27 protein-coding genes and 1 pseudogene are annotated in these 25532 nt (G+C 68.8%); 10 read left to right on the top strand and 18 right to left on the bottom strand.

Annotated elements, in window-relative coordinates; all coding sequences use genetic code 11:
* Positions 1-110: 110 nt before the first annotated feature.
* Positions 111-1946 carry an acyl-CoA dehydrogenase gene (locus tag JNUCC0626_RS34360; protein ID WP_394614894.1) on the top strand — a complete coding sequence of 612 codons (1836 nt, stop codon included), beginning with the start codon at positions 111-113 and terminating at the stop codon, positions 1944-1946.
* Between the two features lie 67 nt (positions 1947-2013).
* Here JNUCC0626_RS34360 and JNUCC0626_RS34355 read toward each other — a convergent pair.
* A pseudogene (locus JNUCC0626_RS34355) lies at positions 2014-3048 on the bottom strand (Cmx/CmrA family chloramphenicol efflux MFS transporter); the annotation flags it as partial.
* A 172-nt stretch (positions 3049-3220) separates the two neighbouring features.
* Here JNUCC0626_RS34355 and JNUCC0626_RS34350 point away from each other — a divergent pair.
* Positions 3221-3667 carry a hypothetical protein gene (locus JNUCC0626_RS34350; protein WP_394614893.1) on the top strand — a complete coding sequence of 149 codons (447 nt, stop codon included), beginning with the start codon at positions 3221-3223 and terminating at the stop codon, positions 3665-3667.
* On the opposite strand, the gene JNUCC0626_RS34345 is transcribed toward JNUCC0626_RS34350, so the two are convergent.
* The 6 genes from JNUCC0626_RS34345 to JNUCC0626_RS34320 all read right to left on the bottom strand — a co-directional run bounded on the left by JNUCC0626_RS34345 (position 3631) and on the right by JNUCC0626_RS34320 (position 10086).
* Complete coding sequence (locus tag JNUCC0626_RS34345) at positions 3631-4422, bottom strand: DUF1206 domain-containing protein (protein WP_394614892.1); 792 nt, start codon at positions 4420-4422, stop codon at positions 3631-3633. The genes JNUCC0626_RS34350 and JNUCC0626_RS34345 overlap by 37 nt on opposite strands.
* A gap of 47 nt (positions 4423-4469) precedes the next feature.
* Entirely contained in the window at positions 4470-6227 is a 1758-nt protein-coding gene (locus tag JNUCC0626_RS34340) for a VanW family protein (protein ID WP_430623506.1), read from the bottom strand.
* A gap of 334 nt (positions 6228-6561) precedes the next feature.
* Complete coding sequence (locus JNUCC0626_RS34335; RefSeq protein ID WP_084401587.1) at positions 6562-6855, bottom strand: GroES family chaperonin; 294 nt, start codon at positions 6853-6855, stop codon at positions 6562-6564.
* Positions 6856-6891: 36 nt separating this feature from the next.
* Positions 6892-8712, bottom strand: coding sequence for an NHL domain-containing thioredoxin family protein (locus JNUCC0626_RS34330; protein ID WP_394614890.1), 1821 nt, complete (start codon positions 8710-8712; stop codon positions 6892-6894).
* Between the two features lie 44 nt (positions 8713-8756).
* The gene (locus JNUCC0626_RS34325; protein ID WP_394614889.1) at positions 8757-9182 is read right to left on the bottom strand and encodes a DUF4259 domain-containing protein; all 426 of its coding nucleotides are present in this window, start codon (positions 9180-9182) and stop codon (positions 8757-8759) included.
* 13 nt (positions 9183-9195) lie between these two features.
* A complete protein-coding gene (locus JNUCC0626_RS34320; protein ID WP_394614888.1) occupies positions 9196-10086 on the bottom strand; it encodes a hypothetical protein in 891 nt (296 codons plus the stop codon).
* 105 nt (positions 10087-10191) lie between these two features.
* Between JNUCC0626_RS34320 and JNUCC0626_RS34315 the strand changes: the two genes are divergently transcribed.
* Positions 10192-11244 carry an NAD(P)-binding domain-containing protein gene (locus JNUCC0626_RS34315; protein ID WP_394614887.1) on the top strand — a complete coding sequence of 351 codons (1053 nt, stop codon included), beginning with the start codon at positions 10192-10194 and terminating at the stop codon, positions 11242-11244.
* Here the strand turns inward: JNUCC0626_RS34315 and JNUCC0626_RS34310 are convergent.
* Together JNUCC0626_RS34310 and JNUCC0626_RS34305 are read right to left on the bottom strand one after the other, a co-directional pair.
* Complete coding sequence (locus JNUCC0626_RS34310; RefSeq protein WP_394614886.1) at positions 11241-11909, bottom strand: dienelactone hydrolase family protein; 669 nt, start codon at positions 11907-11909, stop codon at positions 11241-11243. The two genes, JNUCC0626_RS34315 and JNUCC0626_RS34310, sit on opposite strands and share 4 nt — an antisense overlap.
* A gap of 22 nt (positions 11910-11931) precedes the next feature.
* Positions 11932-12843, bottom strand: a complete 912-nt coding sequence (locus JNUCC0626_RS34305) for an SDR family NAD(P)-dependent oxidoreductase (protein ID WP_394614885.1) — start codon at positions 12841-12843, stop codon at positions 11932-11934.
* A 97-nt stretch (positions 12844-12940) separates the two neighbouring features.
* Between JNUCC0626_RS34305 and JNUCC0626_RS34300 the strand changes: the two genes are divergently transcribed.
* Complete coding sequence (locus tag JNUCC0626_RS34300) at positions 12941-13612, top strand: TetR/AcrR family transcriptional regulator (RefSeq protein ID WP_394614884.1); 672 nt, start codon at positions 12941-12943, stop codon at positions 13610-13612.
* Between the two features lie 7 nt (positions 13613-13619).
* On the top strand, positions 13620-14402 hold the full coding sequence (locus JNUCC0626_RS34295) for an HAD family hydrolase (protein WP_394614883.1): 783 nt from the start codon (positions 13620-13622) through the stop codon (positions 14400-14402).
* On the opposite strand, the gene JNUCC0626_RS34290 is transcribed toward JNUCC0626_RS34295, so the two are convergent.
* The 5 genes from JNUCC0626_RS34290 to JNUCC0626_RS34270 form a co-directional block, all read right to left on the bottom strand.
* The gene (locus JNUCC0626_RS34290; protein ID WP_394614882.1) at positions 14399-14743 is read right to left on the bottom strand and encodes an NTP pyrophosphohydrolase; all 345 of its coding nucleotides are present in this window, start codon (positions 14741-14743) and stop codon (positions 14399-14401) included. The two genes, JNUCC0626_RS34295 and JNUCC0626_RS34290, sit on opposite strands and share 4 nt — an antisense overlap.
* A gap of 14 nt (positions 14744-14757) precedes the next feature.
* On the bottom strand, positions 14758-16137 hold the full coding sequence (locus JNUCC0626_RS34285) for a S28 family serine protease (RefSeq protein WP_394614881.1): 1380 nt from the start codon (positions 16135-16137) through the stop codon (positions 14758-14760).
* Positions 16138-16190: 53 nt separating this feature from the next.
* Positions 16191-17042: an NAD(P)-dependent oxidoreductase gene (locus tag JNUCC0626_RS34280; RefSeq protein WP_394614880.1), complete on the bottom strand. Its 852-nt coding sequence runs from the start codon at positions 17040-17042 to the stop codon at positions 16191-16193.
* Between the two features lie 235 nt (positions 17043-17277).
* Positions 17278-17424 carry a hypothetical protein gene (locus JNUCC0626_RS34275; RefSeq protein ID WP_169746017.1) on the bottom strand — a complete coding sequence of 49 codons (147 nt, stop codon included), beginning with the start codon at positions 17422-17424 and terminating at the stop codon, positions 17278-17280.
* Between the two features lie 158 nt (positions 17425-17582).
* Positions 17583-18776 carry an AAA family ATPase gene (locus JNUCC0626_RS34270; protein ID WP_394614879.1) on the bottom strand — a complete coding sequence of 398 codons (1194 nt, stop codon included), beginning with the start codon at positions 18774-18776 and terminating at the stop codon, positions 17583-17585.
* Positions 18777-18930: 154 nt separating this feature from the next.
* Between JNUCC0626_RS34270 and JNUCC0626_RS34265 the strand changes: the two genes are divergently transcribed.
* From JNUCC0626_RS34265 to JNUCC0626_RS34255, 3 genes are all read left to right on the top strand, one after another.
* Positions 18931-19545 carry an SIMPL domain-containing protein gene (locus tag JNUCC0626_RS34265; protein ID WP_394614878.1) on the top strand — a complete coding sequence of 205 codons (615 nt, stop codon included), beginning with the start codon at positions 18931-18933 and terminating at the stop codon, positions 19543-19545.
* Between the two features lie 5 nt (positions 19546-19550).
* The gene (locus JNUCC0626_RS34260; protein WP_394614877.1) at positions 19551-19736 is read left to right on the top strand and encodes a hypothetical protein; all 186 of its coding nucleotides are present in this window, start codon (positions 19551-19553) and stop codon (positions 19734-19736) included.
* A gap of 66 nt (positions 19737-19802) precedes the next feature.
* The gene (locus JNUCC0626_RS34255) at positions 19803-20249 is read left to right on the top strand and encodes a hypothetical protein (RefSeq protein ID WP_394614876.1); all 447 of its coding nucleotides are present in this window, start codon (positions 19803-19805) and stop codon (positions 20247-20249) included.
* Here JNUCC0626_RS34255 and JNUCC0626_RS34250 read toward each other — a convergent pair.
* From JNUCC0626_RS34250 to JNUCC0626_RS34240, 3 genes are all read right to left on the bottom strand, one after another.
* Complete coding sequence (locus JNUCC0626_RS34250; RefSeq protein WP_394614875.1) at positions 20246-20482, bottom strand: hypothetical protein; 237 nt, start codon at positions 20480-20482, stop codon at positions 20246-20248. The two genes, JNUCC0626_RS34255 and JNUCC0626_RS34250, sit on opposite strands and share 4 nt — an antisense overlap.
* A 92-nt stretch (positions 20483-20574) precedes the next feature.
* A complete protein-coding gene (locus tag JNUCC0626_RS34245; protein ID WP_394614874.1) occupies positions 20575-21543 on the bottom strand; it encodes a serine hydrolase domain-containing protein in 969 nt (322 codons plus the stop codon).
* Positions 21544-21601: 58 nt separating this feature from the next.
* Positions 21602-22807: an acetyl-CoA C-acetyltransferase gene (locus JNUCC0626_RS34240; RefSeq protein WP_394614873.1), complete on the bottom strand. Its 1206-nt coding sequence runs from the start codon at positions 22805-22807 to the stop codon at positions 21602-21604.
* 53 nt (positions 22808-22860) lie between these two features.
* Between JNUCC0626_RS34240 and JNUCC0626_RS34235 the strand changes: the two genes are divergently transcribed.
* A complete protein-coding gene (locus JNUCC0626_RS34235) occupies positions 22861-24096 on the top strand; it encodes a 3-oxoacyl-ACP reductase (protein WP_394614872.1) in 1236 nt (411 codons plus the stop codon).
* Positions 24096-24857 (top strand): MaoC family dehydratase, encoded by a 762-nt coding sequence (locus JNUCC0626_RS34230; RefSeq protein ID WP_394622160.1) that lies wholly within the window; start codon positions 24096-24098, stop codon positions 24855-24857. The genes JNUCC0626_RS34235 and JNUCC0626_RS34230 overlap by 1 nt, the downstream gene beginning before the upstream one ends.
* Here the strand turns inward: JNUCC0626_RS34230 and JNUCC0626_RS34225 are convergent.
* Positions 24846-25481: a TetR/AcrR family transcriptional regulator gene (locus JNUCC0626_RS34225; RefSeq protein WP_394614871.1), complete on the bottom strand. Its 636-nt coding sequence runs from the start codon at positions 25479-25481 to the stop codon at positions 24846-24848. The genes JNUCC0626_RS34230 and JNUCC0626_RS34225 overlap by 12 nt on opposite strands.
* Positions 25482-25532 lie beyond the last annotated feature (51 nt).

Raw genomic sequence — 25532 nt, 5'->3', positions numbered from 1 at the left:
ACTTCGCCACCAGTGGGTGGTCGGCCTTGCCGGGGTTACTGCCGGGTAATACTCTGTTGTTACCGGTCAGTAAGGCGAAGGCGCCGCGACCCTGAGGAGTGAGCGACGAGATGGGCCACTACAAGAGCAACGTCCGGGATCTCGAGTTCAACCTGTTCGAGGTCTTCAACGTGCAGGACCACCTCGGCAAGGGGCCGTTCGAGCAGTCCGACGAGGACACCGCGCGCGGCGTTCTGGCCGAGATGAAGACGCTGTCGGAGGGTCCGCTCGCGGACTCCTTCGCCGATGCCGACCGCAACCCGCCGAAGTACGATCCGACGACCTTCTCGGCGACCCTGCCGGAGTCGCTGAAGAAGTCGTACAAGGCCGTGTGGGACGGCGAGTGGTACCGCATGTTCCTGCCCGAGGCGCTGGGCGGCTTCGGCACGCCTCCCTCGGTCGCGTGGGCCGCGTCCGAGATGATCCTGGGCGCCAACCCGCCGATCTACATGTACCTCGCGGGCCCGAGCTTCGCGACGGTCGTCTACAACAACGGCACCGAGCGCGACCAGCACTGGGCGCAGCTCATGATCGACCGTGGCTGGGGCGCCACCATGGTGCTGACCGAGCCGGACGCCGGCTCCGACGTCGGTGCCGGTCGCACCAAGGCCATCAAGCAGGACGACGGCACCTGGCACATCGAGGGCGTGAAGCGCTTCATCACGTCCGCCGACCAGGACCTGACCGAGAACATCATGCACATGGTGCTCGCGCGTCCGGAGGGCGACGGCATCGAGGCGAAGGCCGGCACCAAGGGCCTGTCGCTCTTCCTCGTGCCGAAGTTCCACTTCGACGCCGAGACCGGTGAGCTGGGCGAGCGCAACGGCGCCTTCGTCACCAACGTCGAGCACAAGATGGGCATCAAGGCGTCCACCACGTGCGAGCTGACGTTCGGCCAGCACGGCGTTCCCGCCAAGGGCTGGCTGCTCGGCGAGGTGCACGACGGCATCGCGCAGATGTTCGACGTCATCGAGTACGCCCGCATGATGGTCGGCACGAAGGCCATCGCGACGCTGTCGACCGGCTACCTGAACGCGCTGTCCTACGCCAAGGAGCGCGTCCAGTCCGCCGACCTCACGCGCATGACGGACAAGACCGCCCCGCGCGTCACGATCACCAACCACCCGGACGTCCGCCGCAGCCTGATGCTGCAGAAGGCGTACGCCGAGGGCCTGCGCGCAGTGTACCTCTACACCGCGACGTTCCAGGACAAGGTGATGCTCGGCGGCGACGACGCCAAGCTCGCGGCCCAGGTCAACGACCTGCTGCTGCCGATCGTCAAGGGCGTCGGCTCCGAGCGCGCGTACGAGCAGCTCGCGCAGTCGCTGCAGACGCTCGGCGGTTCGGGCTTCCTGCAGGAGTACCCGATCGAGCAGTACATCCGGGACTCGAAGATCGACTCGCTGTACGAGGGCACCACGGCCATCCAGTCGCTGGACTTCTTCTTCCGGAAGATCATCCGCGACAAGGGCCAGGCGCTCGCGTTCATCAACGGCGAGATCCAGTCGTTCCTCGACAACGAGGGCGGCAACGGTCGCCTGAAGGAGGAGCGCGCGCTCCTCAAGCAGGGCCTGGAAGACCTGCAGGGCATGCTCGGCGCCCTGGTCGGCTTCCTGACCTCGGCGCAGGACGACGTCCGCAACCTCTACAAGGTCGGCCAGAACTCGGTCCGCCTGCTGATGACCGCGGGTGACGTCCTCGTCGGCTGGCTGCTGCTGCGCCAGGCCGAGGTCGCGCTGCAGAAGCTCGACGGCGCCCCGTCCGCCAAGGACAAGGCGTTCTACGAGGGCAAGATCGCCGTCGCGTCGTTCTTCGCGAAGAACGTGCTGCCGGAGCTCACCTCGCGTCGCAAGATCACCGAGTCCACGGACAACGCGCTGATGGACATCGACGAGAACGTTTTCTAGGCACCACAACGGACTACGGGTCCTGCCACCTCCTGCCCGAGGTGACAGGACCCGTTTTTCATTGCTACGCCAGCAACACCGGGCCGAGAGCGGCGCCGATGTTGAACGCCGCCGTGGCGTAGGAGCCCGCCATCGTGGGTGCGCCGGTCGCGTGGTGCAGGACGCGGGCGATCAGCGTGCTGCCGACCGCGAAGGACAGCGCGCCGAGCACGAACACCAGGCACAGCAACGAGATCGGCCCGGTGGCGAGCAGGTCGAGGCCGAACCACCCGGCGAGCACGAGCGGTCCGCCGACCACCACGACGGGGCGTGGTGACGAGTCAGCCAGCCGACCGCCGATCGTGACACCGACGAACGACCCGACGCCGAACAGCACCAGCGCGACGGGCACCCACCACTCGCCCAGCCCGGCGCCGTCCGTGACCACCGGGGCGAGGTACGTGAAGTGCCCGAACGTCACCGCGTTCACCACCACCGAGAGCACGACGACGAGCACCAGTCGCGGCCGGGCGAGCACGGCGAGTTCCGGACGCAACGCGGGCAGCGCGCCCCGGTCCAGTCGTGCCGGAATCCCCTCGAGGACACCGAACGCGGCGGGCACGCACAGCACGGCGACCGCGAGGAACGTTGCGCGCCAACCGAAAGCGGCGCCGAGCAACGACCCGCCCGGCACGCCGGCGATCGTCGCCACCGTCGTGCCGGACAGCAGCACGGCGAGCGCACGCCCACGCCGTTCCACGGGCACGAGCGCGGCGGCCGCGGTCAACGCGACCGCGAGGAACCCGGCGTTCGCGAGAGCGGCGAGCACCCGGGATGCCAGCAGCAGCGCGAAGTTCGTCGTCACGGCACCGATCACGTGCGCCACCAGGAACACGACGACGAACCCGAACAGACTCCAGCGCGGAGACCAACGACGGGCGAGCACGGCCATGAGCGGTGCGCCGACGACCATGCCCGCGGCGAACGCCGAGGTGAGCAGGCCGGCGGTGCCGACGGAGACGCCGAAGTCGGCCGCGATCGACGGCAGCAGTCCGGCGAGCATGAATTCGGAAGTGCCCATTGCGAACACGGCAAGGGCAAGCAGGTACAGCGAAAAAGGCACAGAAGTGCTCCGAGTGCTGAGGGGGTTTTCGGGGCTGACGGCTAGACCGCAGACCCGGACCTGCTTGCCTCAGGACTCGACATGGGGCGGACGTTAGCGTGAGCGACTCACATCACGCATCCTGATTTCGTTGTCAGTTGACAGTCCCTCGTTCGGAATCAAAGATTGGCCGGTGTTCCTCGACCTGCTGATCTCGTGCGCGATCGTCGGCGTTCTGGCGCTCGCGACCGTCGTCCTGCGCCGCGTGAAGAACCGGCAGCGGCGACAGGACGAGCTGTGGTTCAAGTACCGGCAGCACATGGACGAGCTGCGCGAGGCGTCGCCGACGGCGGAACTCGCGCGGGTCGCGCAGGTGTACCAGCGAGCGAAGAGCGGCACCAAGGCCGAGATCGTGTGGGAACGGACCGGGGTCGCGCAGGACTCGTGGTTCGAGGGGGCGAACCCGAGTCCCGGCGACCTCCTGCTGCTGCGCGGCGGGCCCGGCTGGGGCCCGGACGTCAGCAGTCCCAACGTCTTCTACATCGCTCCGGGGCAGGTCCTGTCGTCCATGACCGTGGACGCGCAGGCCGCCGCGGACCGGCATCACTCCTTGAGCGCGCGGGCCGCCGCGAAGCAGTAGACGCCGAACGCGGCGATGCCGATCGCCACGGCGGTCAGCAGGAACATGCCGTAAGGCTGCGCTGCCAACGTTTTCAGGGCCTTGTCCATGCCGCCGGACTGCTCGGGGTCCGCGTTGATGGCGGCCAGCCCGATGAGCACGCCGATCACGCCGTACGCGATTCCCTTGCCCAACCAGCCGACCCGCCCCACGGGCTGGATCCACTTGGGCGAGCGGGACTTGTCGAGGTCCTCCTCGAACGACAGCTTCACGCCCTTGCGCGCGATGATGACGGCGATGACGATCACTCCGACGGCGACCGCTCCGACGATGAACTGACCGAAAGGCAGAGCGAGCAACTGCGCCGTGAGTTCCTTCTGCTGCTGGTTCTGGTCGCCGGGGGCACCGGAGCCGGTCGCGAACTTGAACGCACCGAACGCGATACCGCCCGCACTGATGGCGCGCGCACCGGCACCGATGCGTTTCGCGATCTTCTTGCGCTTCTTCGGCATGTAGTTGAAGCCGACGCAGGCCTGGAGGACCTGCCACAGCGCGAAGAACGCGAGACCGAAGCCGAGCGTCCACAGCAACCACGGGCCGGCCGCGGCGATGTCGCCGAGCGCGCCCTTCGAGTCGGCCTGTTCGGAGTCACCGAACGCGACCTGGATCGCGAGCCACGCCACCAGGACGTGCACGACCCCGTACAACACCATCCCCGCGCGCCCCAGCGTCTGGACGACGGGGTGTCTTCTCGCCTCATGCGCAACAGTGGCCACGAACGGGTGAATACCCGCGCGTGGCCACTGTTGAACCAGCTCTTGTGTCAGCCGCCGGGCGGAGGCTCACAGATGATCTTGAACTGCGGGTCGTAGCGGACCGTGCGCGACTCGCTGCGCGCCTGGCCGTTGCGGCGGTCCGTGATCGTGCGGGTGTCGGTCACGGAGAAGCCGGGAGCGCCGTTGCTCGGCGCGCAACCGGCCTTGTTGACCTTCTTCTCCTGCGGCTGCGTGGGGTTGAAGTCGCCGCTGGTGGAGCCGGTGACGTCGTAGTTCTTGGTGCCCCAGAGCTTGATGGTGATCGAGGAGCCCGTCCAGATCGTCTGGATGGCGATGCCCGTGTCGTCCGGGTTCGTGAAGGCGATGTCGATCAGGCTGTTGCCGTTGCCGTCCATGAACACCGTGGCCTCGCGGCCCTTCGGGTACCGGGTGATCCAGTAGCTGTGCTCCTTGTGGCCCGCGTCCTTCATGCCCGCGTAGTAGTACGCGTTGTAGAGGGTGGTCGCGAACTGCGAGATGCCGCCACCGACCGCCATGCCGGGGATGCCGTTCTCGATGATGCCCGCCTCGACGTAGCCCTGCGCGGTGCCGCGCGGACCCGTGTACTTGTTGAGGCTGAACGTCTCCTTGGGCTTCACGATCGCGCCGTTGACCTTCTCGGCCACGACCCGGATGTTGACGCCCGAGGCGGGGGCGAAGCCACCGGTCGAGAACTCGCCGATGACCTCCTTGATGCCCATCTTGTTCGCCTGCTCGGTGGTGACCTTCGCGGGCGTGTGCTTGTACTCGAACTTGATCTCGCGGCCGTCGGTCTTCTTCAACGTGTCGAAGTACGGCTGGAGGTTCTTGTCCCAGTCGAGGTCGAGGCCGTCCACCGAGGGCTTGACGGTGGGCTTGCCGCCCTCGAACACGATCTCGGCGTCCTTGCCTTCCTTGATCGTGTCCTTGAGCTGCGGCGCGATCGCCTCGGCGAGCTTGTCCTTGTTCGGCGTGACCGCGAGCGAACCGTCGTCGGCGGGCGCGAACGCCAGCGTGGTGCCGATCTGCTCCGGCGTCAGCGTCGCGTCCTTGCCCTCGCCCTTGATCACGACGGGGCCGGAGACGGCGGTCTTGACGATGTCGTTGAGCGCCTTCTCGACGCCCTCCTTGGTCGTCTTGACCGGCGTGAAGTCCATCGGGACGTCGACGGGGCTGCCGGACGCCCAGTTGGCGACGACGGCGCCGGTGGCGTCCTCGGTCTTGAGCTTCTGACCCGCGTGCGGCTCGACGGCGACGGGGGTGGCGCCCTCGAACTTGATGGTGCCCTCGATCGGCTCGTGGTCGAGCTTGGGGCGCAGGGCCTCGAGCGCGCCGGAGACCTTCGCGTCGTCCGCCTTCGTGGCGACACCGACCTCACGGCTGGTGAAGAACGAGGTGACGCGCGTGAACGGGCTGAGCGGCTGGCTGCCGGCACGATCGATCGTCGCGTTCCAGTCGAGCTCCAGACCCGCTGCCTTGGGGTCGAGCTCGGTGGTGACGTCACCGGCCTTGAGGGCCACGGGCTTGTCGAGGCGCGGGCCGATCTCGTCGCGGAGCTTCTTCTCGGCCTCGGAGTGGCTCATGCCGCCCACGTCGACGCCCGCCACCGTCACGCCGCGCGGCACGTTGCCGCTCGACACGAGGATGTCGAGGCCGTAGAGCAGGCCGAAGGCGCCGACCACGGCCGCGGCCACGATCAGCGCCCGCTTCCGGTTGAAGCCCGGCTTCGCCTCGTCCTCGCCCGGTTCGATCATCACGGGCCCGTAGACGCCGGAGTCCTCCGGCATCTGCGGCGGCACCTGCTGCGTCGGCGGTTCGGGCGGCGCCACCGGCCGCATGTACTCCGTGGCGTCCTCGCCGGCCGGGAAACCGACACCGGGCACGGCCGCGGTGATGGTCGGCTCGGCCGTGTCCGGCTCCTCAGACGGCCACGCCTCGGTCGAGGCGTCCACCTGGACCGGGCTCATCTTGGTCGTCTGCTCTGAGGACGTGCCGCCGGGACCCACCGGAGGCATCGCTCTCGTCTTGTCAGCGTCGTACGGCACAGCTCTCCCCGTTGCCCTGTCTCTCCTGAGGTGGCATATGTGTGTAGCTATCAGGCGCAGATCACGAACCGGCGGCTCATAGGTACAGACCAGTACCGTGCTCGGTGAGCTCAGTCGCAACCGCGTGCAGATCGCGTTCCCTCATCACGAGATACGTGGTGCCGTGCACCTCGACCTCAAGCTGATCTTCCGGGTTGAACATCACCCGGTCGCCGACCTTCACGTGGCGCACGCTGGTACCGACTCCGAACACATCACCCCACGCCAACCGCTTGGCCATCTGGGCCGTAGCGGGGATCACGATGCCACCGCTGGAACGCCGCTCGCCGTCCTCCGGCGAGATGCGGACCATGACGCGGTCGTACAGCATCTGGATCTCTAGCTTGACATCAGGCACCCCGGGAGTCTACGTGGCTTGCGGACCTACCTCGTCCATGCCGCCCATGAGCAGCGGCAGCCGGGTAGGTGCATCCGCAACAACTCGAACGGGCACGCCCCAGTCCTGCCTGGTCAGACGACAGACGGGGTGTTCGTCGGCCGGATCGTCACTACAACTGGCGGCCTGCGCGACGACGTGCAGCACGCCGTTCGTGACCTGATCGTTGATCCGCAACGCGCGTACCAGTTCGGTGCCGACGCCCGCGCCCTCGACGATCAGCTCGGGCGGAGAGCTGGTGATCTCCAAACGCGTTGAAGGGCCATACCTTTCGTCCAGTTTGGTGCCTTTGGGCGGGGTGAAGATGACCGCGAGCTCGAAGCTGCCGGCCGCGATGTCGGTCGACGGCCGCTTGACCTCGTGGGCCTCGCCGTTGACCTTGACGGCGGTTTCGGCGAACCGTTCAAGCCGGTGTGCCGCGCTCGCGACCACGACGAGTTCGCCGTCGACGACCAGCGCGTCGGACGGCTCGGCGATGTCGGTGGCGATCGTCGTGAGGGTGTTGCTCTCGGGGTCGAATCGTCGGATGGCGTTGTTGTAGGTGTCGCTGATGGCGACCGAATGGTCCTTGAGGACCGTGACGCCCAGCGGGTGCTGGAGCAGCGCCTCGTCCGCGTCGCCGTCCTTGTGCCCGAACGCGAACAGCCCCTTGCCGACGACCGTGGTGACCTCGCCGTTCTCCAGGTACCGCAGCGCGCTGGTCTCGGAGTCGACCATCCAGAGCCGGTCGCCGTCCGCCGCGAGTCCGGAGGTCTGAGCGAAGAAGGCCTGGTCTGCCGGTCCGTCGTTGATGCCCTCGACGGTGGTGCCGGCGAGCCTTCCGACCGTGTTGGTCGCGGGGTCGAAGAAGCTCAGCGTGTGGTTGCCGGCCATGGCGATGGCGACGCCGCCGTGCCACCACGCGACGTCCCACGGGCTGGTCAGCTCGATCTTGTCGGCCGGTCCGTCCGTCTCGCCGTCGCGCCACTGCTCGCCGGTGCCCGCGAGGGTCGTGACCTCGCCGGTTTCGAGGTTGAGGCCTCGCAGCAGGTGGTTGACCGTGTCCGCGATGACCACGTCGTAGCCGTGCGTGTTCGGGACGCTGGTGAGACCCGCCGGCTCGGAGAAGGACGGGTTCAGGCCGTCATTCTTGCCACGTTCGCCGGTGCCGATGCGGCGGATGACCGTCTCGCCGTCCGCCTCCAGCTCCACGATGCTGTGGTGGGCCGAGTCGCTGACCAGGATGGTGTTGCTCGGCGTGACGATCGCCTTGGCGGGGAACCTCAGTGTGGTGTTCTGCGGTTCCGGCGCCTGGTACGGACCGCTGCCGCGGTGGAGCGTGCCCTTCGCGTCGTGCTCCGTGATGAGCTCGCCGATGATGGTCCTCAAGGCCTCGACGTGGCCTTCACCTGCGGCGACGTGCACCACGTAGCCCTCGGGGTCGATGAGGGTGAGCGTCGGCCACGCCTTGACCGCGTACTGCTCCCACATGCCGAGCTCGGGGTCGTCCAGGACCGGGTGGTGCACCTCGTAGCGCTCGACGGCGGCCTTGAGCGCCTCCGGGTCGGCCTCGTGCACGAACTTCGGCGAGTGCACGCCGATGGTGACCAGGACGTCCTCGAACTCCTGCTCCAGCGGGCGGAGCTCGTCGAGGACGTGCAGGCAGTTGATGCAGCAGAAGGTCCAGAAGTCGAGCAGCACGATCTTGCCGCGCAGGTCCTTGAGGCTGACCTTCTCGCCTCCGGTGTTGAGCCAGCCGCGTCCGGCCAGTTCGGGGGCGCGGACACGGGCACGGCGCTTGGCAGTCGTCACGGCGGTATCCAACACTGTGGACGGTCACGCTGTTCCGACGTCCATCAGGTGAGAAGGACCGCCCGCAGCTCGGCGACGCTCTGCCGCCACTTCTCGCTGTACTCCGTCTCGTCCCACAGTTCCGCCAGCTCCGAGTCCTTGGCGACGACCCGGTCGAGCGCCTGCACGGCCAGCGGCCGCAGGTCAGCCGAGAACACCGGCATCGGTTCGTCCGGCGCGTAGGCCGTGGTGATCGGGGTGCCGCCGGGGAGCTGCGCGGCGATCAGGGCGGCCGAGGCCATGACCTTGCAGGCGTCGTAGCTGTCCAGGAAGTCCTCGGTCTCGATGGTGGTGACCAAGGCCTTGCGGATGATGGCCTCGCGTTCGGTCTGCGGTGCGTCGTCGAGTGCGCCGGAGAAGTCCGCGGCGGCGTCGTTGTCGAAGTGTCCGATGTCCCAGGTGCCCATGGCGGCGATCATGACATCCGGCACCGACAAAAAATGGTCAGCGCTTCAGGCCTGGCTTCTCGCCGTCGTCGAACAGCGGCGGGACGGTGATCACCGCTGCCGAGAGGTCGACGAGTGCGCCCGCGAACCTGGCGTTGCGGAACGACACCTCGCCGCCGGTGAACTCCGCGCCCTCGAACTTCACCTTGCCCGCCGCGAACTCGGCCCCGTCGAACGTCATGCGCGCGCCCTCGAAGCACGCGCCGCCGAACCACACCTCGCCGCCCGTCACCTTCATGCCGTCGAACGAGATCCAGCCGGCCGGGAACCTCGCCAGGCTGAGGAACAACGTGCCGGACGACATCGTGATGCCGGAGAAGTCGGCCGAGCGCAGGACGGCGCGGACCAGGTCGAAGTCGTGGCCCTGCCAGCTGACCGGGGCGCCGTCGCGCAGGTGCCTCGAAATCACCGAGGTGATCGCGAAGCGCACCTCGGACTCCGCGTCGAGGTACCACTCGGACTCCACCAACGGTTCGTACGGGATGCGCAGGTAGGAGCAGAGCACGTCGATGCACATCTGGCGCTGCGCCGGCCATTCGTCCGCCAGCGAGGCCAGCGCGTAGATGCCGGCGAGGCGGACGGTCGGCGACTCGTTGCCGATCTGGTTGCAGGCGGCGCCGAAGCGTTCGGTGAGCAGCTTGGTCTGTTCGCGGGTCTCGGCGGACTCGCTGATGCGCTGCTTGCGGTAGGCGACGACCAGCGCGACGACGCCGCCGACACCGGCCACGACGGTGAGCGCGACCTTGATGACGTCGAGTCTCTGCGCCGGGGCGGCCGGAAAACCCAGTGCGGCCCAGAGCAGCGCGGCGGATGACCCGAACACCGCCAGACCGATCAGCACGACCAGACCGATGTGTCGTTTGATCGACCAGAGCAGGCCCTCGTTCACGAGGGCGACGCTAGCCCCCGGTCTCGCTCAGCGAGACGGTTTTCGGCGGAACCCGCTGCCAGACCGCATCATGGAACTCTGGCCGCCCGCCTGAACCTTTTCGCCATGCTCGGCGTAGAGGACGCCGGGAGGTGCGTGATGGTGGAGTACCTGGTGATCGGTGCAGGTCCAGCGGGCTTGCAGATGGGGCGGTTCCTGCACGAGGCGGGGCGTGACTACCTGGTCGTCGAGGCGGGGCCGGAGCCGGCGAGCTTCTTCCGGACCTTTCCGCGGCACCGCGTGCTCTCGACGGACGACAACTCGCTGTTCGACGGGGTGCCGTTCGCGCGGTACAGCAAGCGGTCCTTTCCGAACGCGGACGACCTGGTGCGGTACCTGGAGGACTTCGCGCTGCCGTTGAACGTCCGCTACCGCACGAGGGTCAGCGACCCGAAGGCGTTCGGGGCGCGGCACGTCATCCTGGCCACCGGCAAGAAGCCTTACCTGCCAAGGATTCCCGGCATCGAGCATGCCGAGACTTACGCGAGCGCCTCGACCGACCCCACCGCCTACGCGGGCAAGCGGGTGCTGATCATCGGACGTGGGCCCAGTGCGTTCGAGACGGCGGACAACATCGCCTCGACGGCACGGCTCACGCACACCGTCGGGCGGACCGTGCAGCGGATCGTCAAGGACGACAACGGGTTCGTCGCCACCATCGACGGCACCGGCGAGCTGCGGTACGACCACGTGATCGCGTGCACCGGGTTCCGGCGCGACAGGAGGTTGGACGGTCCCGGGGTGCACGTGCTCGGCGGCGACTCGATCAAGGCCATCCGGCACGCCGCGCGGGCGTTGCACCGGACGTTGGAGGCCGAGCACCACGGCGTTCCGTGGCCGCATCGGCGGTTGCGCAACCGGCCCGACGCGTTGGCCGCGACCATCGCCACGCGGGCCGGGGAGATCCCGGACGGCCTGGCGGACGTCGTTGTGACGCAAGGACAACACGCGTTGCTCTACGACGAGATGCCCACGACGAGCAGGAACGGGTTCGTCGTCACGCGCACCCAGGTGAGGCACTACCGGCGGGACGAGCTGATCGCCGTCGAACGACGACTGCACCGCAAGCCGCTGGAGAGGTTCTTCTCGCAGCAGCTCGCGGTGCCGTGCATCGCCTAGACAGGCAACGTGCGCGCGAGGAACTGGACTGAGATGTCCCACGCGCGGTCGGCGGCAGCGGCGTCGAACCACGGGCCGAGGTGGTTGAGGAACGCGTGCCCGGCGGGCTCCAGGTGGATCTCGGCGTGGTCGTGGTTCTCGACCGCGTCGACGACCTTCGCGTACTCGGGGATGAAGGAGTCCTCGGTGCCGAAGACGAACTGGATCGGGCACGACACCTGGTCCAGCGCGCCGATCTGGTCCGGCACGCCCGAGCCGTAGAACGCGACGGCGGTGTCCGGGTCGGCGGCGACGGCCGCCGCGTAGGCGAGGGTGCCGCCGAGGCAGAAGCCGAGCACGCCCACGCCGCCGGTGACCTCGGGCAGGCCGCGCAGGTGCTGGACGGACTTCACGACGTCCTGCACGGCGAGCGGGAAGTCGAGGTTGCCGACGACCTCCATCGACTGCGCGATGCCCGCCTCGTCGTGGGTGCCGACCCAGCCGGGCTGGAAGCGGTGGAAGAGTTCGGGGACGGCGACGACGTAACCGAGGGCGGCGAGCTTCTCGGCGATGCCGGTGAGGTAGGCGTCCAGGCCGAAGATCTCCTGGATCAGGACGATGCCGGGGCCGGAGCCGGATTCCGGCAGCCAGATCGGCAACGGCATGTCGTCAACGCGATGGGTCATGATCCGATCCTGCCCGAAGCGTTCACCGCCGGGTCACGGCCTCCACCGACGTGCCGGTGAGTCGCTCCGCCTCGGCCCACAGGCGGGCGGCGAGCGCCTTGTCCCGCGCGGGTCGCGGCATCGAGGCAGGCCTGGTCGGACCGACGAGAGCCCAGCGCGGCCCGTAGTAACCACCGGCGACCGCACCGGGGTCGGCCGTCGCGAACAGGAGCGGTTCGGTGCCCTGCTCGACGCCCTGCGAGGGCACGACCCGGTACCCGATCGACTCGACGAGGCCGGGCTTGCCGCCGTTCAGGTTCGGGCCCGACGTCATCAGGTTCGTGCGGGTGTAGCCGGGGTGCGCGCCGACCGAGAGCAACGGCCAGTCGTGCTCGGCCGCGAGATCGGCAAGGCGCACCATCAGCAGCAGGTCTGCCAGCTTCGTGTGCGAGTAGGTCAGGGTGGGGCTGTAGCGGCGACGGGACTGCAGGTCGTCGAGGTCGATCCGGCCTCGGTACGCGGCGCCGCTGGCCATCGTCACGACCCTCGGCGCGGGTGAGGCCAGCAAAGTCGGCAGCAGGAGCGCGGTCAGGGCGAACGGGCCGAGGAAGTTGCTGGCCATCTGGAGTTCGAACCCGTCGGTGGTCTCGGTCCGCGCGGGCACGTTCATCACGCCCGCGTTGTTGACCAGCACGTCCACCGGCCCGGTCAACCCCTCGGCGAACGCGCGCACCGACGACTGGTCGGCCAGGTCGAGCCGGCGGACCTCCAGCACGGCGCCGGGATGGGCGGCGAGGATCTCCGCCTTCGCCTGCTCGCCCTTGGCCTCGGTGCGCACCGCGAGCACGACCTCGGCCCCTGCTCCGGCGAGTCGCTTGGCCGCCTCCTTGCCGGTGCCGCTGTTCGCGCCGGTGATGACGATGCGCTTCCCGTGCTGGTCAGGAACCTGGTACATGGCAACCCCTCGTTAAGTACCGCTGGTCTCTTATGTCTCCAACATAACGGACCGTCGGTCTCTTAGTAAAGTACCGGTGGTCTGTAACATGCGTGACATGAGCTTCCAGCGGGCGCGGACCGACGAGCAGCGCAGCGAACGGCGGCGGCACATCCTCGCCACCGCGGCCGCGATGCTCACCGAGGTGCCGGTCGCCGACCTGACCCTCACCGCGCTCAGCCGCCGGGTGTGCCTCGCCAAGGCCAACGTCCTGCGCTACTTCGAGTCGCGGGAGGCGGTGCTGCTCGAACTGCTGGAGGCGGAGGTCTCGGACTGGATCACCGAACTGGAGTCGGCGGACATCCCCGCCGGAGGCCCTCCCGAGCAGCGTGCGGACCTGGTGGCCGACCTCCTGGCCACCTCGCTGGCCCGCCGTCCGGTGCTGTGCGACCTGATCAGCGCCCAGTCCACGGTGCTCGAGCACAACATCTCCGCCGAGACCGCGTTGCGGCACAAGCGAGCCGTCCACAGCGATCTGGAGGCGCTCGTCCGGTTCACCGCACGGCATCTCCCCGAACTCGGCGACGAGAACGCGGCCGCGCTGATGAAGACGGTCATGCTGATCGCGATCGCCGCGTGGCCGGGCAGCCGTCCCCCGCAGGCGGTGCTCGACGCCTACGCCACCGATCCGGCCCTGGCCGTCATGTGCATCGACTTCGCCGATGTCGTGCGCAGCACCACGGAGGTGACCGTTTCAGGTCTTCTCGCCCGCGAGCGCCAGCCCCGATAATCGGGCGATGATCAGGCTGATCGCGACCGACCTCGACGGGACGTTGCTGCACCCCGGCGGCGTGTTGAGCGACCGCACGCGCGCCACGCTCGACGCCGTCAGCGCCGACGTCGTGGTGGTGACCGCGCGGCCGCCGCGGTTCGTGCAGGACCTGAACCTCACCGGGACGGCGATCTGCTCCAACGGGGCCATGATCTACGACCTGACGAACCGCGAGATCACGCACGCGCAGACGGTGCCGTTCGACGTGGTGCGGAAGGTGTCCGAGGCGCTGGCCGAGGTGATCCCGAACGTCGGCATCGCGGTGGAGACCGGGCTGGAGGTGTTGGCGGAGCCCGGTTTCCAGGGTTTCGGACCCAACAATCCACATCGGACACTGGAGTTGCTCGACCACGTCATCGAGGAGGCGCACCAGGTCGTGCAGATGCTCGCCTGGGCACCGGACGGTGAGAGCGACCAGATGATGGAGATCGCCAAGGAGGCCGTCGGGCAGCACGTGTCGGTCACGCACTCCGGCGGGCTCGGGTTGCTGGAGATCAGTCCGCCCGGGGTGTCCAAGGCGGCGACGCTCGAGTCGTTGTGCGCCACCAGGGGCATCGCGCAGAGCGAGGTCATCGCGTTCGGGGACATGCCCAACGACCTGTCGGTGCTGGGGTGGGCCGGCACAGCCTACGCGATGGGCAACGCACACCCCGTCGTCAAAAGCGCCTGCCTCAACCACGCGCCGCCCAACACCGAGGACGGCGTGGCGCAGGTGCTGGAACGACTCTTCGGCCTCGACCGGCTCTAACGGCGCGGGATCGAGGTGGGTCCGGCCACCTCGGCGCCCAGCGCGACCACCCTCGCGCGCAACTCCCGATCGGCGGTCACGACCGTCACGGTACGACCCTCGCCCTCGGTGCGCACCACCTCGACGATCGTGTCGTCGCCCTCACCCGGAGCAGCGACGACACGAACGTCGGGAATCGAGGAGACGGTGCGCGCCTTGCCTTCCACGACCAGAACCACTTCCTCGTCCCGGCCCTGCAGGGCGTCGCGGAGGCGTTCGGCCGCGCCCGCCCGGTCGCGCCACCACCCGTCGGGGACCGACCCCACGACGTTGGCTGCGTCGACCACGAGCAACGGCTGCACGCCTTCAGCCTGCCTCAGCCCCGGCGAGCCCGCAGCGCTTCGAGCGAGTCGGGGCCCTCGTCGACCGACAGCGCCGCGGTCGACGCCGAAGCCGGTGCGGAAACACCGGCCCAGCGCAGGACCGCCGCCGTCGCCGCGGCCCGGTCCGCTTCGGGCAGGCGGGCGATGTTCGCGCCGTGGTTGCCCGCCGGGACGGTGAACGACAGCGAGTCGCGCGTGCCGCGGCCGAGCGTGAACGGTTCGGCGCTCCACGGGTCGTTCTCGCCGTTCACGAACAGCAGCCGCGAACCCTGGTAGCGCACCCAGCGGTCGACGTCGGCCATGGCGTGCTTGTCGAAGCGCGGGAACTTGACCGAGGCCGGGACCATCGTGCGCGGCACGCTGGAACCGGGGTAGCGCAACAGGTCGCGCACCGCGGACTCGTCGGCCTCGGGCCAGCCGAGCTGCGTTCCCGCCTGGTAGTAGTAGGTGTCGTAGGGCGCCACGCCCGCGTCGGTGTAGAAGTCGAAGCCCACGGTCGCGTCGATGAACTTCCAGAGGTCGTCCACGGACGCACCGGCGCCCGGCACCAGCGCGCACTGGGACTGCGTGCCGTACTGCCAGAACGTGAACGGCGTGTCGAGCACCAGCACCTCGAGCGCGCGGTGGGCGTTGCCGAACTGCTTGTAGGTGTAGCCCTTGGCTTCCAGGCGTGCCACGAACTCGTCGCGGTGCTCCAGGATCTGCCGCTGGACACCTTCCAGGCGGCGGTTGCACGACGGGTCGTCGCCGACCTCCCTGATGAACTTCCCGTAGACGTCGCGGTCGTTCACCACGTCGTTCGGCGCCACGTACGCGATGGTCGCGTCGACGTCGCGCGGGAAGAACCGGCGGTGGTAGATCGACGTCATGCCACCCTTGCTGGCCCCCGTCGACAGCCACTTCGCGCCGTAGATCTTCTTGAACGCCTGCACGATCCGGTGGTGGTCGTTGGCGGCCTGCCAGATGTTCAGGTCGTCCCAGTCGGCGGGCGCGGGCCGTGACGGCGAGAAGAACCGCTGCTCGACGCTGATCTGGTTGCCGTCGACGAGCCGGGCGGGCTCGGACGGGCTGACCGAGCCGGACAGGTTGTAGCCGGTGGTGTGCAGCACCATCGGCTTCGATTCGGCCTTGTGCAGCAACGAGAAGCGCTGCTCGAACTGCTGCCCGCGCGACCTGCGGTGGTCTGCGGGCTGCTGGATGCCGAGGACGAACGTCCGCGCGGTGCCGGCCGTCCCCTCGCTGATGATCCGCACGCCGGGGATGGCGGCGATGCGGTCCTTGATGTCGGGAGCGGCGGACACGACTGCGGCGGTGGCCACGACCTGCGCCGATGCCAGGCCGAACGCCAGCAGGGAGCGTGCGAGTCTGTTCACACAGGCCAAACTATTGAGCCCGCACGTCCCGTCGGACCCGCCGATCGTCGGGCTTATTCGTAGCTGGCGTAATAGGACGCGGCCATGTCCTTGTCACCGTGACCGCCGTCGACCGCGCGCTTCAGGCGTTCGGCGGACGCCTGTGCGACGTCCAGCCGCACGTTCGCCCGTGCCGCGGCCTCGCCGACGAGCCGGGCGTCCTTCAGCGCGTTCTCCGCGGTGAACGCCGGGTCGAACGAGCGGGCGATGATCGCGCCGCCCTTCATCTGCAGGTACGGGGTGTCGATCGCGCCGCCGGACATGGCGTCCAGGAACAGCTGCGGGTCGAGCCCGGACGCCTCCGCGAGCGACACGGCCTCCCCGACCGCGGCGGTCAGCGCGAGCACCCAGCTGTTCGCGACGAGCTTCAGCCGTGACGACTGGCCCGCCTCGCCCACCCACATCGTGCGTGCGCCGATCACGTCGAAAACGGGCTGCACGCGCGGACGGAGTTCCTCGGCGCCGGACGCGAGCACGACGAGCTTGCCCTCGGCCGCGGGCTTGGTGCTGCCGAGCACCGGCGCGTCCACGAACTCCAGCCCGAGCGAACGGGCGAGCGCGATGTGGTCCTCGGTCGCGTCGACACCGACCGTGGACGCCTGCACCCACACCGCGTCGTGCGGCAGTGACGGCGCGGCGGCCTGCATGGTGGTGGTGACCGTGGGGCCGTCGTTGAGGACCGTCAGCACGACCTCGACGCCTTCGACGGCCTCAGCGGGTGTGTCGAGGACGGTGGCGCCCTTCGCGGCGAGGGGTTCGGCCTTGGCGCGCGTGCGGTTCCAGACCCGGACGTCGTGTCCGGCTGCGGCGAGGTTGGCTGCGATGGGGGCACCCATGAGGCCGGTGCCGAGCACGGCGATCTTCATGTCCCCCAGCAAACAAGAAACCTCGCGGTGCTGCCAGGTCGGGGGTCCGACAGCACCGCGAGGTCAACAGTGACATCGGCGGACCGACGTGCGCTGTTACAACGCCATCATACTGTGGCGCGGATCACGTTTAACAGAATGAAACCCCCTGGAGCGCGGGAGGTGCTCCAGGGGGTTCCCGTTGGGGAGGCACTCGCTAACGGGGCGCCGCGCGAGTGCCGGGTCTTCTTCAGAGTCAGCGCAGGGTGGTGACCTGAGCCTGGGCGATGGCCATCAGCTCGTGACGCATGGACGGGGTGGTCGCCATGTCGATCGCGCGAGCCACGGCCTTCCGGTTGCGCGCCTCGGCACGACGGGCGCGGAGCTTCGCTGCGAAGTTCATCTCGGTCTGCACTTCCCTCTGTGAGGTCTGTTTGGTTGGTAACCCAAGTATGCACCTTCGCGCGCGTGAAAGCACGTGATTATCCGGTGAGGTGGGGCACATGCCGATGAATCATCGGTTGACAACGTGGACGGCCGGACAACTACGGGTGGCCGCCGTCACTCCTCACGGCCGAGCAGGAACCGTCCGAAGTGCGGCACGGTGAAGGCGATCTGACCCCGTTCCGCGCTGTAGACCAGGCCTTTCTTGATGAGCGAGTCCCGCGCGGGCGACAGCGACGACGGCTTGCGCTTGAGGTGCTCGGCCACCTGGGCGGTGTTGACGCCCGCATCCTTTCCGTCGGTCAACTCGGCCATCGACCGGAGATACTCGCGTTCAGCGGGTGTTGCACGCTCGTATCGGGAGCCAAAGAAGCCCACGGCCAGCTCGGCGTCGGCCTCGGGAGCGGCCACGGAGACGTCCAGCGCGGTGATCGGATCGGCCGGCGCGGCGTCCCAGGCGGCCTTGCCGTAGGCCTGGATGAAGTACGGATAGCCGCCGGACGCGTCGAACAGCGCGTCCAACGCCTCGTCGGTGATGCCCGCGTCCTCCCGTTCGACCGGGGCGAGCACGGCGCGGTCGGCGTCCTCGCGGCTGAGCCGGTCGATGCGGACGTAGCGGAAGAGGCGTTCCGAGTACGACTTGCTGGCGGACAGCACCGCGGGCAGGTGCGGCAGCCCCGCGCCGACGACCACCAGCGGCGCGCCGAGCTGCGACAACTCGTGGCAGGCCGCGCACAACGCGCTGATGTCGTCCGGTTTGAGGTCCTGCATCTCGTCGATGAGCAGCGCCACGCCCGTGCCGACGTCCTGCGCGAGTTCGGCGACGTCGGTGAACAGCTCGACGAGGTCGATCTCGATGTCGCCGGAGTCGGCCCGGCCACTCGCCGCGGGCACGTCGATGCCGGGCTGCCAGCGGTCCCGCAGCTTGGCACCGTCCGGGGCGGCCCTGAGCGCGAACGCCTTCAGGATCCCGAGGATGGCCTCGACCCGGTCCGGCGCGCGGTGGCGGACGGCGAGATCGCGGATCGCGCGGTGCAGCGCGGCGGACAGCGGCCTGCGGAGGTCGGCGTCGGGCCGGGCCTCCACCTTGCCCGCGCCCCAGCCGCGTTTCATCGCCATCGACCGCAGTTCGCCGAGCAGCACGGTCTTGCCGACGCCCCGCAGCCCCGTCAGCACGAGGCTGCGTTCGGGACGGCCGCGGGCCACGCGTTCGAGCACAACCTCGAACGCACCGACCTCTTTGTCCCGGCCGGCGAGCTCAGGAGGCCGCTGGCCTGCACCGGGAGCGAACGGGTTGCGCACCGGGTCCATGGCTCGCACCGTATCCGCGTTTCTAGCGACCTTCGTAGAGACGCGCAGACATCGCTCGGATTGCGGCCGGATGCCGCTCTCTACGTTTATCTAGTGATTGAGCAATACTCTGTAATAGTTGCGGATGGAGTGCCGTACCGGTTCGCTGGATCACATGGCTGAAGTCGTGACGAAGGGGACCGGCGAGGTCGAACGGACCGCCGACCGCGCCCAGGTGGACGTGACGTTCGAGGCGCTCGGTGCCGACCGCGCCGAGGCGGTGCAGACGCTCAACCAGCGCATCTCCGCCGTCGAGCCGCTGCTCGAGGAGTTCGAGGTGCGGTCGCGGCAGCTGTCCGCGCACGACAACTGGGACAACAACCAGCGCGTCGGCAGCCGCGCGTCGCAGCAGTACGTGATCTGGGTGAAGGACCTGGACCGCCTCGACGCCCTGCTGGCCGAACTGGTGCAGGCCGAGCCGTCGTGGATCAACGGTCCGTCGTGGACCCTGGTCGACGACACCGAGGCGATCCGTGAGGCGCAACGCGAGGCCGTGGCCGATGCGCTGCGACGGGCTGAGGGCTACGCATCGGCGCTGGGGCGGCGGCTCGGGCCGTTGCTGCGCATCGGGGACGTCGAGGGCAGGTCGGGCTACTCGCCGCGGATGATGAGCGGGGCGGCGTCGTTCGAGATGGCCGGGCCTGCCGGGATGGTCGATCAGCTGAACCTGAAGGCGCAGCAGATCACGGTTTCGGCTTCCTGCACGGCCGCCTGGTCGTTGCTGGACTGACGGCCGTGGACACACTGGTTCTGGTCGCCGTCGGGGTGCCCCTGCTTGGCCTGATCATCTTCTTCGGGTGCATGTTCTTGCTGGGGCGGCGGATGAAGCGGCTGCGCAAGGAGGGGCGCGTTCAGTACCGGGCGAAGCCGAACGGTACGTACGACAATTCGTCATCGTGCGCATCTGGTGGCAGTGGGTAGGAATGAGAACGCTCGTCGGTGTGGTGGCGGGGCTGGCACTGGTCAGCGGTTGCGCCGCCCCCTTCGGTGAAGTACACGGCCGAGAACCGGAAGACCTGCCTGAACATCCAGCAGGAAGTGGGCCCGGAGCTCCCCACGCCGCAACCAGACCTCGGCTCGCCGCCAGGTCCCTACACGTCGGCGAAGGACTGCGTTTTCAAAGCCGCCGATCAGGCGGTGCTGTTCGCCGTCCGGTCGTGGGAGAACACAGACGACGTCACCGGCGCCAAGTCCGGGAACGACCGCGCGAAGAAGTACTTCACCGACCGCACCGAGGGGTGGGACAGGGATAGCAGCACGAACGTCGGTTCGGAAGCTCGCTGGCGAGAAACGCGAGCTTCGGCCTGTGCGTTGGAGGCTCTCGACGAGAACGCCGTGCTGACCGTGGCGCTCACCGGCGGCGCAGAGGGCGAGCAGTGCCGTGCGACTGTGCGTGACCTGGCGAAGAGGTTCTACGCCGCCATGCAGCCCTAGTGGCCGTTGAGCGACTTCACGGTGTGGTGCAGAGCTATGGCGTCGTGGTCGTCGGGCCGTGCTTTCAGCCAGTTGGTGAGCCACTCGGTGCGGCGGCGGGCGGCTGCGGCGAGGGTCAGCAGGATGTAGGCGCGGCGCTCCCACTCCCTGGCTGACCTCATCGCGTCGGCGGCCGGGCGCCACTCGTCTCGCAGGGTGCCCATCAGGGCGCGCGCGAGTATCGGGTCTCTCACGGAATCCACTTGCAGGTCTTGCATCCCACCCCCAGTGTCGCGATGAAACGACACTCTGAGTGTGCATGAAGGACCGTCGACTTCGGCAAGCCTTAGTGGGACGCGTACTGCCAGAAATCGCGCATGATCGCGGTCGGGGTGGGACTCGTCATCGCCGTTCGGGTGAGCAGGATGGTGACCGTGCCGGTGGCCGGGACGATGTGCGCCGCCGTACCGGAACCTCCTACCCAGCCGTAGCGGCCGGGGACGTTCCACGGGTCGCGGTTCACGACGTCGACGCTGCCGCCCCAGCCCCAGCCTTGGCCTTCGAGGAAGATCTCGGCTGCTTCGCGTTCCTGCGCTGATGTCGTGTCGGTGGCCAACTGTGGCAGCAGGTCGCTGGTGAGCAGGTGGCGGTAGAACGCCAGCAGGTCGTCCACTGTGGACTGGAGGCCGCCCGCGCCGGACGGGAGGACGTCGCTGACGAAGCTCGTGCTCGTCATGCCGAGCGGGGTGTAGAAGCGGTCGGCGAGGAACGACGGGAGCGAGCCGGTGGCGCGGTCGATCAGGATGCCGAGGACGTCGTAGGACGTGTTGTAGACCCAGCCGTCGCCCGGTTGGTGCAGCAGCGGGACGGTGGCCAGGCTCTTCAGCCACTCGTCGGGGGACGGCAGGTCGGGGCGGCCGTGCAGGTGGGCTTCCTCGAAGAGCTTCGCGGTGGCGGGCAACGAGAAGTCCGCGGTGAAGCCCCAGCCCGAGCGGGACGTCAGCAGGTGCCGGACGGTGATCGGGCGGGCGAGCGGCACCAGGTCGTCGATCTCGCTCGACGGCGTGCGGACGACCACAGGGGCCGAGAGGTCGGGCAGCCAGCGGGCGATCGGGTCGTCGAGTGCGAGTTCACCTTCGCTGACCAGGAGTGCGGCGGCGGTGGCGACGATCGGCTTGCTGATCGACGCGATCGGGAAGACCGCGTCTCGGGGTTCGCCGACCGCCGCGAACTCGACGTCATCGCCTTTCAGGACCAGAGCCGCCGAGTTCGGGACGGTGTCGCGGTGGGAGTCCAGCACTGCCTGCAAGGTCATGGTCGCCATCCTTCTCCGAAACGGGTTCGGAGGTGCAGACCTCGCAGGCCGCCGGAACTCATCGCTCCAGGATCGCCGTGATGCCCTGACCGCCTGCGGCGCAGATGGACACGAAACCGCGACCGCTGCCCTTCTGGTGCAACAGCTTCGCCGTCGTCGCCACGATTCGGGCGCCGGTGGCGGCGAACGGGTGGCCCGCGGCCAGCGAGGAACCGTTGACGTTCAGCTTGGACCTGTCGACCTCGCCGAGTTCCTTCTCCCAGGCCTTCAGCGTGGCGAGCACCTGCGATGCGAACGCCTCGTGCACCTCGTAGAAGTCGAAGTCCTGCAACGTGAGGCCCGCCTTGTCGAGCATGCGCGGCGCGGCGTGCACCGGGGCCATGAGCAGGCCCTCGTCGCCGTGCACGTAGTCGACGGCGGCGGTCTCGGCGAACGTCAGGTAGGCGAGGACCGGGAGGTTGCGCGCGGCGGCCCACTCCTCGGTGGCCAGCAGGACGGCGGAGGCGCCGTCGGAGAGCGGCGTCGAGTTGCCGGCGGTCATCGTGTCGCCGAAGACGGGCTTGAGCTTCGCGAGCTTCTCGACGCTGCTGTCCGGGCGGAGGTTCTGGTCCCTGGTCAGGCCGAGGTACGGGGTGACGAGGTCGTCGAAGAAGCCCTCGTCGTAGGCGCGCGCGAGGTTCTGGTGGCTGCGCGCGGTGAGTTCGTCCTGCGCCTCGCGGGTGATCTCGTACTGGGCGGCGGTGATGGCCGCGTGTTCGCCCATGGACATGCCGGTGCGCGGTTCGCCGTTGCGCGGCAGGTGCGGGACGACGTGGCTGGGACGCAGCTTCGCGAGCACGCTGACCTTGCGGGTGCGGTTGAACTCCAGCAGGAGCTTGCGGAAGTTCTCGTTCACGCCGATCGGGGCGTCACTGGTGGTGTCGACGCCGCCCGCGATGCCCGCCTCGATCTGGCCGAGCGCGATCTTGTTGGCCACGGCGATGATCGCCTGCAGACCGGTGCCGCACGCCTGCTGGAGGTCGTAGCCGGGGGTTTCCGGGCTGAGCTTGCTGCCGAGGACCGACTCGCGGACGAGGTTGAAGTCGCGCGAGTGCTTCAGCACGGCGCCCGCGACCACCTCGCCGAGCCGTTCGCCCTGCAGGCCGAAGCGGCTGACCAGGCCGTCCAGCACCGCCGTGAACATGTCCTGGTTCGAGGCGGTGGCGTACGGGCCGTTCGAGCGGGCGAACGGGATGCGGTTGCCGCCGATGATCGCTACGCGCATGCCGCCATAGTACCTACTAGCGGGTAGACTTACTAGCGAGTAGGTTGTCCGACGTGGACAGGTACCAGAAGTTCGCAACGTCGGGGCTGGGCCGCCAGCTCGTTCGCAGGCTCGGCCTGCCGAACCCCCACCCGCTGCGCCGCGACGCCGCTTTGGCCACATCGGTGCTGGTCGGAGGTGCTACCAGGCTGCCCTTCCTGAAGCAGCTCGAAACCGGCACAGCCCCCTACGGCGCGCTCGTGTTCGACGCGTCGGAGATCAGGACGGTGGGCGAGCTGAAGCAGCTGCACGAGTTCTTCCACCCCACCATCACGCAGCTCGGGCCGTGCGGGCGGGTGATCGTCATCGGGCGGTCGCCGGACTCGGTGGCGCAGCGAGCGCTCGAAGGGTTCGTGCGGTCGGTCGGCAAGGAGCTGCGCCGCGGCGGCACGGCGAACCTCGTGTACGTGGCGGACGGCGCCGAGGACGGGGTCGAGTCGACGCTGCGGTTCTTCCTGTCCGGACGGTCCGCGTACGTGTCGGGACAGGTCGTCCACGTCACCGGCAACGCCTCTTCGGCCACGCTGACGGGCAAGGTCGCGCTGGTCACGGGCGCGTCGCGGGGCATCGGTGAGGCGATCGCGGCAACGCTGGCCCGCGACGGCGCGCACGTGGTGTGCCTCGACGTCCCCGCCGCCGGTGACGAGCTGTCGAAGGTCGCGAACGCCGTCGGCGGTTCGGCGTTGCAGCTCGACATCACCGGCGACCCCGCCCGGCTGACCTCGTACCTGCTGGAACGACACGGCGGCGTCGACGTCGTCGTGCACAACGCGGGCATCACGCGCGACAAGACGTTGGCGCGCATGGACTCCGCGAAGTGGGACGCGGTGCTGGAGGTCAACCTCGCCTGCCAGGAACGGGTCAACGACGCGGTGATCCACGGGGGCGTGCTGCGCGAGGGCGGCCGGATCGTCGGGGTGTCGTCGATCGCGGGCATCGCGGGCAACGTCGGCCAGACCAACTACGCCACGTCGAAGGCGGGCGTGATCGGGATGGTGCAGACGCTCGCGCCCGTTCTCGCGGCGCGCGGGGCCACGATCAACGCCGTGGCGCCCGGTTTCATCGAGACGAAGATGACCGCGGCGGTGCCGTTCGCGACGCGCGAGGTCGGGCGACGGATGAACAGCCTGTCGCAAGGCGGGTTGCCGTCCGACGTGGCGGAGACGGTGGCGTGGTTCGCGTCGCCTGGTTCCGGTGGCGTGAACGGCAACGTCGTGCGCGTCTGCGGCCAGATGCTGTTGGGGGCGTGATGTTGCTGCGTGCCGCCCTCACGTCGTTCCGGCGTGGGGAAACGCTTGCTGCCCAGCCGGTTTCGGCTGTTCTCGACGTTTCGTTGAAGCACCTGACGGCCTACAACGCGGTGTGCGGGTTCGGGTTGCGCGACGCGTTGCCGTTGACGTACCCGCACGTGCTGGGCTTCCCGTTGCAGATGAAGCTGATGTCCGGGGCCGGGTTCCCGTTTCCGTTGCCCGGCCTGGTGCACGTGGCGAACCGGATCACGCAGTCGCGGCCGTTGACGTTGGACGAGCAGCTGGAGATCACGGTGTCCGCGCGCGACCTGCGACCCCATCCGCAGGGCACGCAGGTCGACGTCGTGACGTCGGTTTCCGGTGTGTGGGAAGGGGTTTCGACCTATCTGCGGCGTTCGGGCGGCGCCGGCGGCTCGGGCGAGGAGCTCGAACGGCCAGCCGCGTCCGCGGTGTGGAAGGTGCCCGCGGACATCGGGCGGCGCTACGGCGCGGCGTCCGGCGACCGCAACCCGATCCACCTGCACCCGTTGGGCGCCAAGGTCTTCGGCTTCCAGCGGGCCATCGCGCACGGCATGTGGACGAAGGCCCGCTGTCTCGCCGCGCTGGAGGGACGGCTGCCCGAGGCCGTGACGGTCGACGTCCGGTTCAAGAAACCGCTGTTCATCCCCGGTCGCGTCGAGTTCTCGGCTTTCGAGGGCGCTGAGGGCTGGGAGTTCGCCGTGTGGGGCAAGGGGCCCCACCTGGTCGGCTCAACGTCGTGACGGCGGGTGCCAGACGTTCCCGTCGACGAGGTTGCCGAAGCCCATCCAGACGAGGTTCATGAGGCGGGCCGCGACGACGCCGGCGGGTTCCTCGGGGTGGTCGAGCCACCAGTCCGCGAGCGACTCGCCGGCCCCGACCAGCGCGGCGGCCAGCGACTCGGCCTCCAGCTTGGTCGCGGGCGCCTTCGTGGACTGCGTGAGCAGCGCCGCGACCAGCGACACGGCCCGGCCGCGCATGTCCGTGAGCTCGACCGCGAACGGACCGCCCTGGGCCGACGCCTGCCGGTGCAGCACCTGCCAGCTCGCCCGGTTCTCCCCGACGAACCCGAAGAACGCGCGCAGGCCGCTCCACAGCTGCACGTCGGGTTCCTGGTCGGGCTCGACGCCCGTCGCGATGGCCTCCATCATGCGGGTGGCCTCCCGCCGGATGCACGTCGCGAACAGCTCTTCCTTCGAGCCCAGGTAGGCGTAGAGCATCGGCTTGGAGATGCCCGCGACGTCGGAGATCTCGTCCATCGAGGCCGAGTGGAAGCCGAGCCGCGAGAACACGTCGACGGCGGCGTCCATGATCTGCCGCTCACGCACGGCGCGTGGCAAGCGCTTGGCTCGACCTTCTGTGCGCATCACTACCCCTCGGTTCGGAGCAGCAAGATTATCCGATCGGCTTGCCGGTCA

Source organism: Lentzea sp. JNUCC 0626, from assembly GCF_043632865.1.
In the GTDB taxonomy this organism is placed as follows: domain Bacteria; phylum Actinomycetota; class Actinomycetes; order Mycobacteriales; family Pseudonocardiaceae; genus Lentzea.
Note: the sequence above shows the minus strand (reverse complement) of the source record. Positions and strands in the feature narration are given on the sequence as shown.

Coding starts and splice junctions, on each gene's coding strand:
- JNUCC0626_RS34360 (WP_394614894.1), top strand. CDS start 111: ATGGGCCACTACAAGAGCAACGTCCGGGATCTCGAGTTCAACCTGTTC.
- JNUCC0626_RS34340 (WP_430623506.1), bottom strand. CDS start 6,227: ATGCCGGAGGACTCCGGCGTCTACGGGCCCGTGATGATCGAACCGGGC.
- JNUCC0626_RS34335 (WP_084401587.1), bottom strand. CDS start 6,855: ATGCTGTACGACCGCGTCATGGTCCGCATCTCGCCGGAGGACGGCGAG.
- JNUCC0626_RS34315 (WP_394614887.1), top strand. CDS start 10,192: ATGCTCGGCGTAGAGGACGCCGGGAGGTGCGTGATGGTGGAGTACCTG.
- JNUCC0626_RS34310 (WP_394614886.1), bottom strand. CDS start 11,909: ATGACCCATCGCGTTGACGACATGCCGTTGCCGATCTGGCTGCCGGAA.
- JNUCC0626_RS34305 (WP_394614885.1), bottom strand. CDS start 12,843: ATGTACCAGGTTCCTGACCAGCACGGGAAGCGCATCGTCATCACCGGC.
- JNUCC0626_RS34300 (WP_394614884.1), top strand. CDS start 12,941: ATGAGCTTCCAGCGGGCGCGGACCGACGAGCAGCGCAGCGAACGGCGG.
- JNUCC0626_RS34295 (WP_394614883.1), top strand. CDS start 13,620: ATGATCAGGCTGATCGCGACCGACCTCGACGGGACGTTGCTGCACCCC.
- JNUCC0626_RS34280 (WP_394614880.1), bottom strand. CDS start 17,042: ATGAAGATCGCCGTGCTCGGCACCGGCCTCATGGGTGCCCCCATCGCA.
- JNUCC0626_RS34275 (WP_169746017.1), bottom strand. CDS start 17,424: ATGAACTTCGCAGCGAAGCTCCGCGCCCGTCGTGCCGAGGCGCGCAAC.
- JNUCC0626_RS34270 (WP_394614879.1), bottom strand. CDS start 18,776: ATGGACCCGGTGCGCAACCCGTTCGCTCCCGGTGCAGGCCAGCGGCCT.
- JNUCC0626_RS34265 (WP_394614878.1), top strand. CDS start 18,931: ATGGCTGAAGTCGTGACGAAGGGGACCGGCGAGGTCGAACGGACCGCC.
- JNUCC0626_RS34245 (WP_394614874.1), bottom strand. CDS start 21,543: ATGACCTTGCAGGCAGTGCTGGACTCCCACCGCGACACCGTCCCGAAC.
- JNUCC0626_RS34240 (WP_394614873.1), bottom strand. CDS start 22,807: ATGCGCGTAGCGATCATCGGCGGCAACCGCATCCCGTTCGCCCGCTCG.
- JNUCC0626_RS34230 (WP_394622160.1), top strand. CDS start 24,096: ATGTTGCTGCGTGCCGCCCTCACGTCGTTCCGGCGTGGGGAAACGCTT.
- JNUCC0626_RS34225 (WP_394614871.1), bottom strand. CDS start 25,481: ATGCGCACAGAAGGTCGAGCCAAGCGCTTGCCACGCGCCGTGCGTGAG.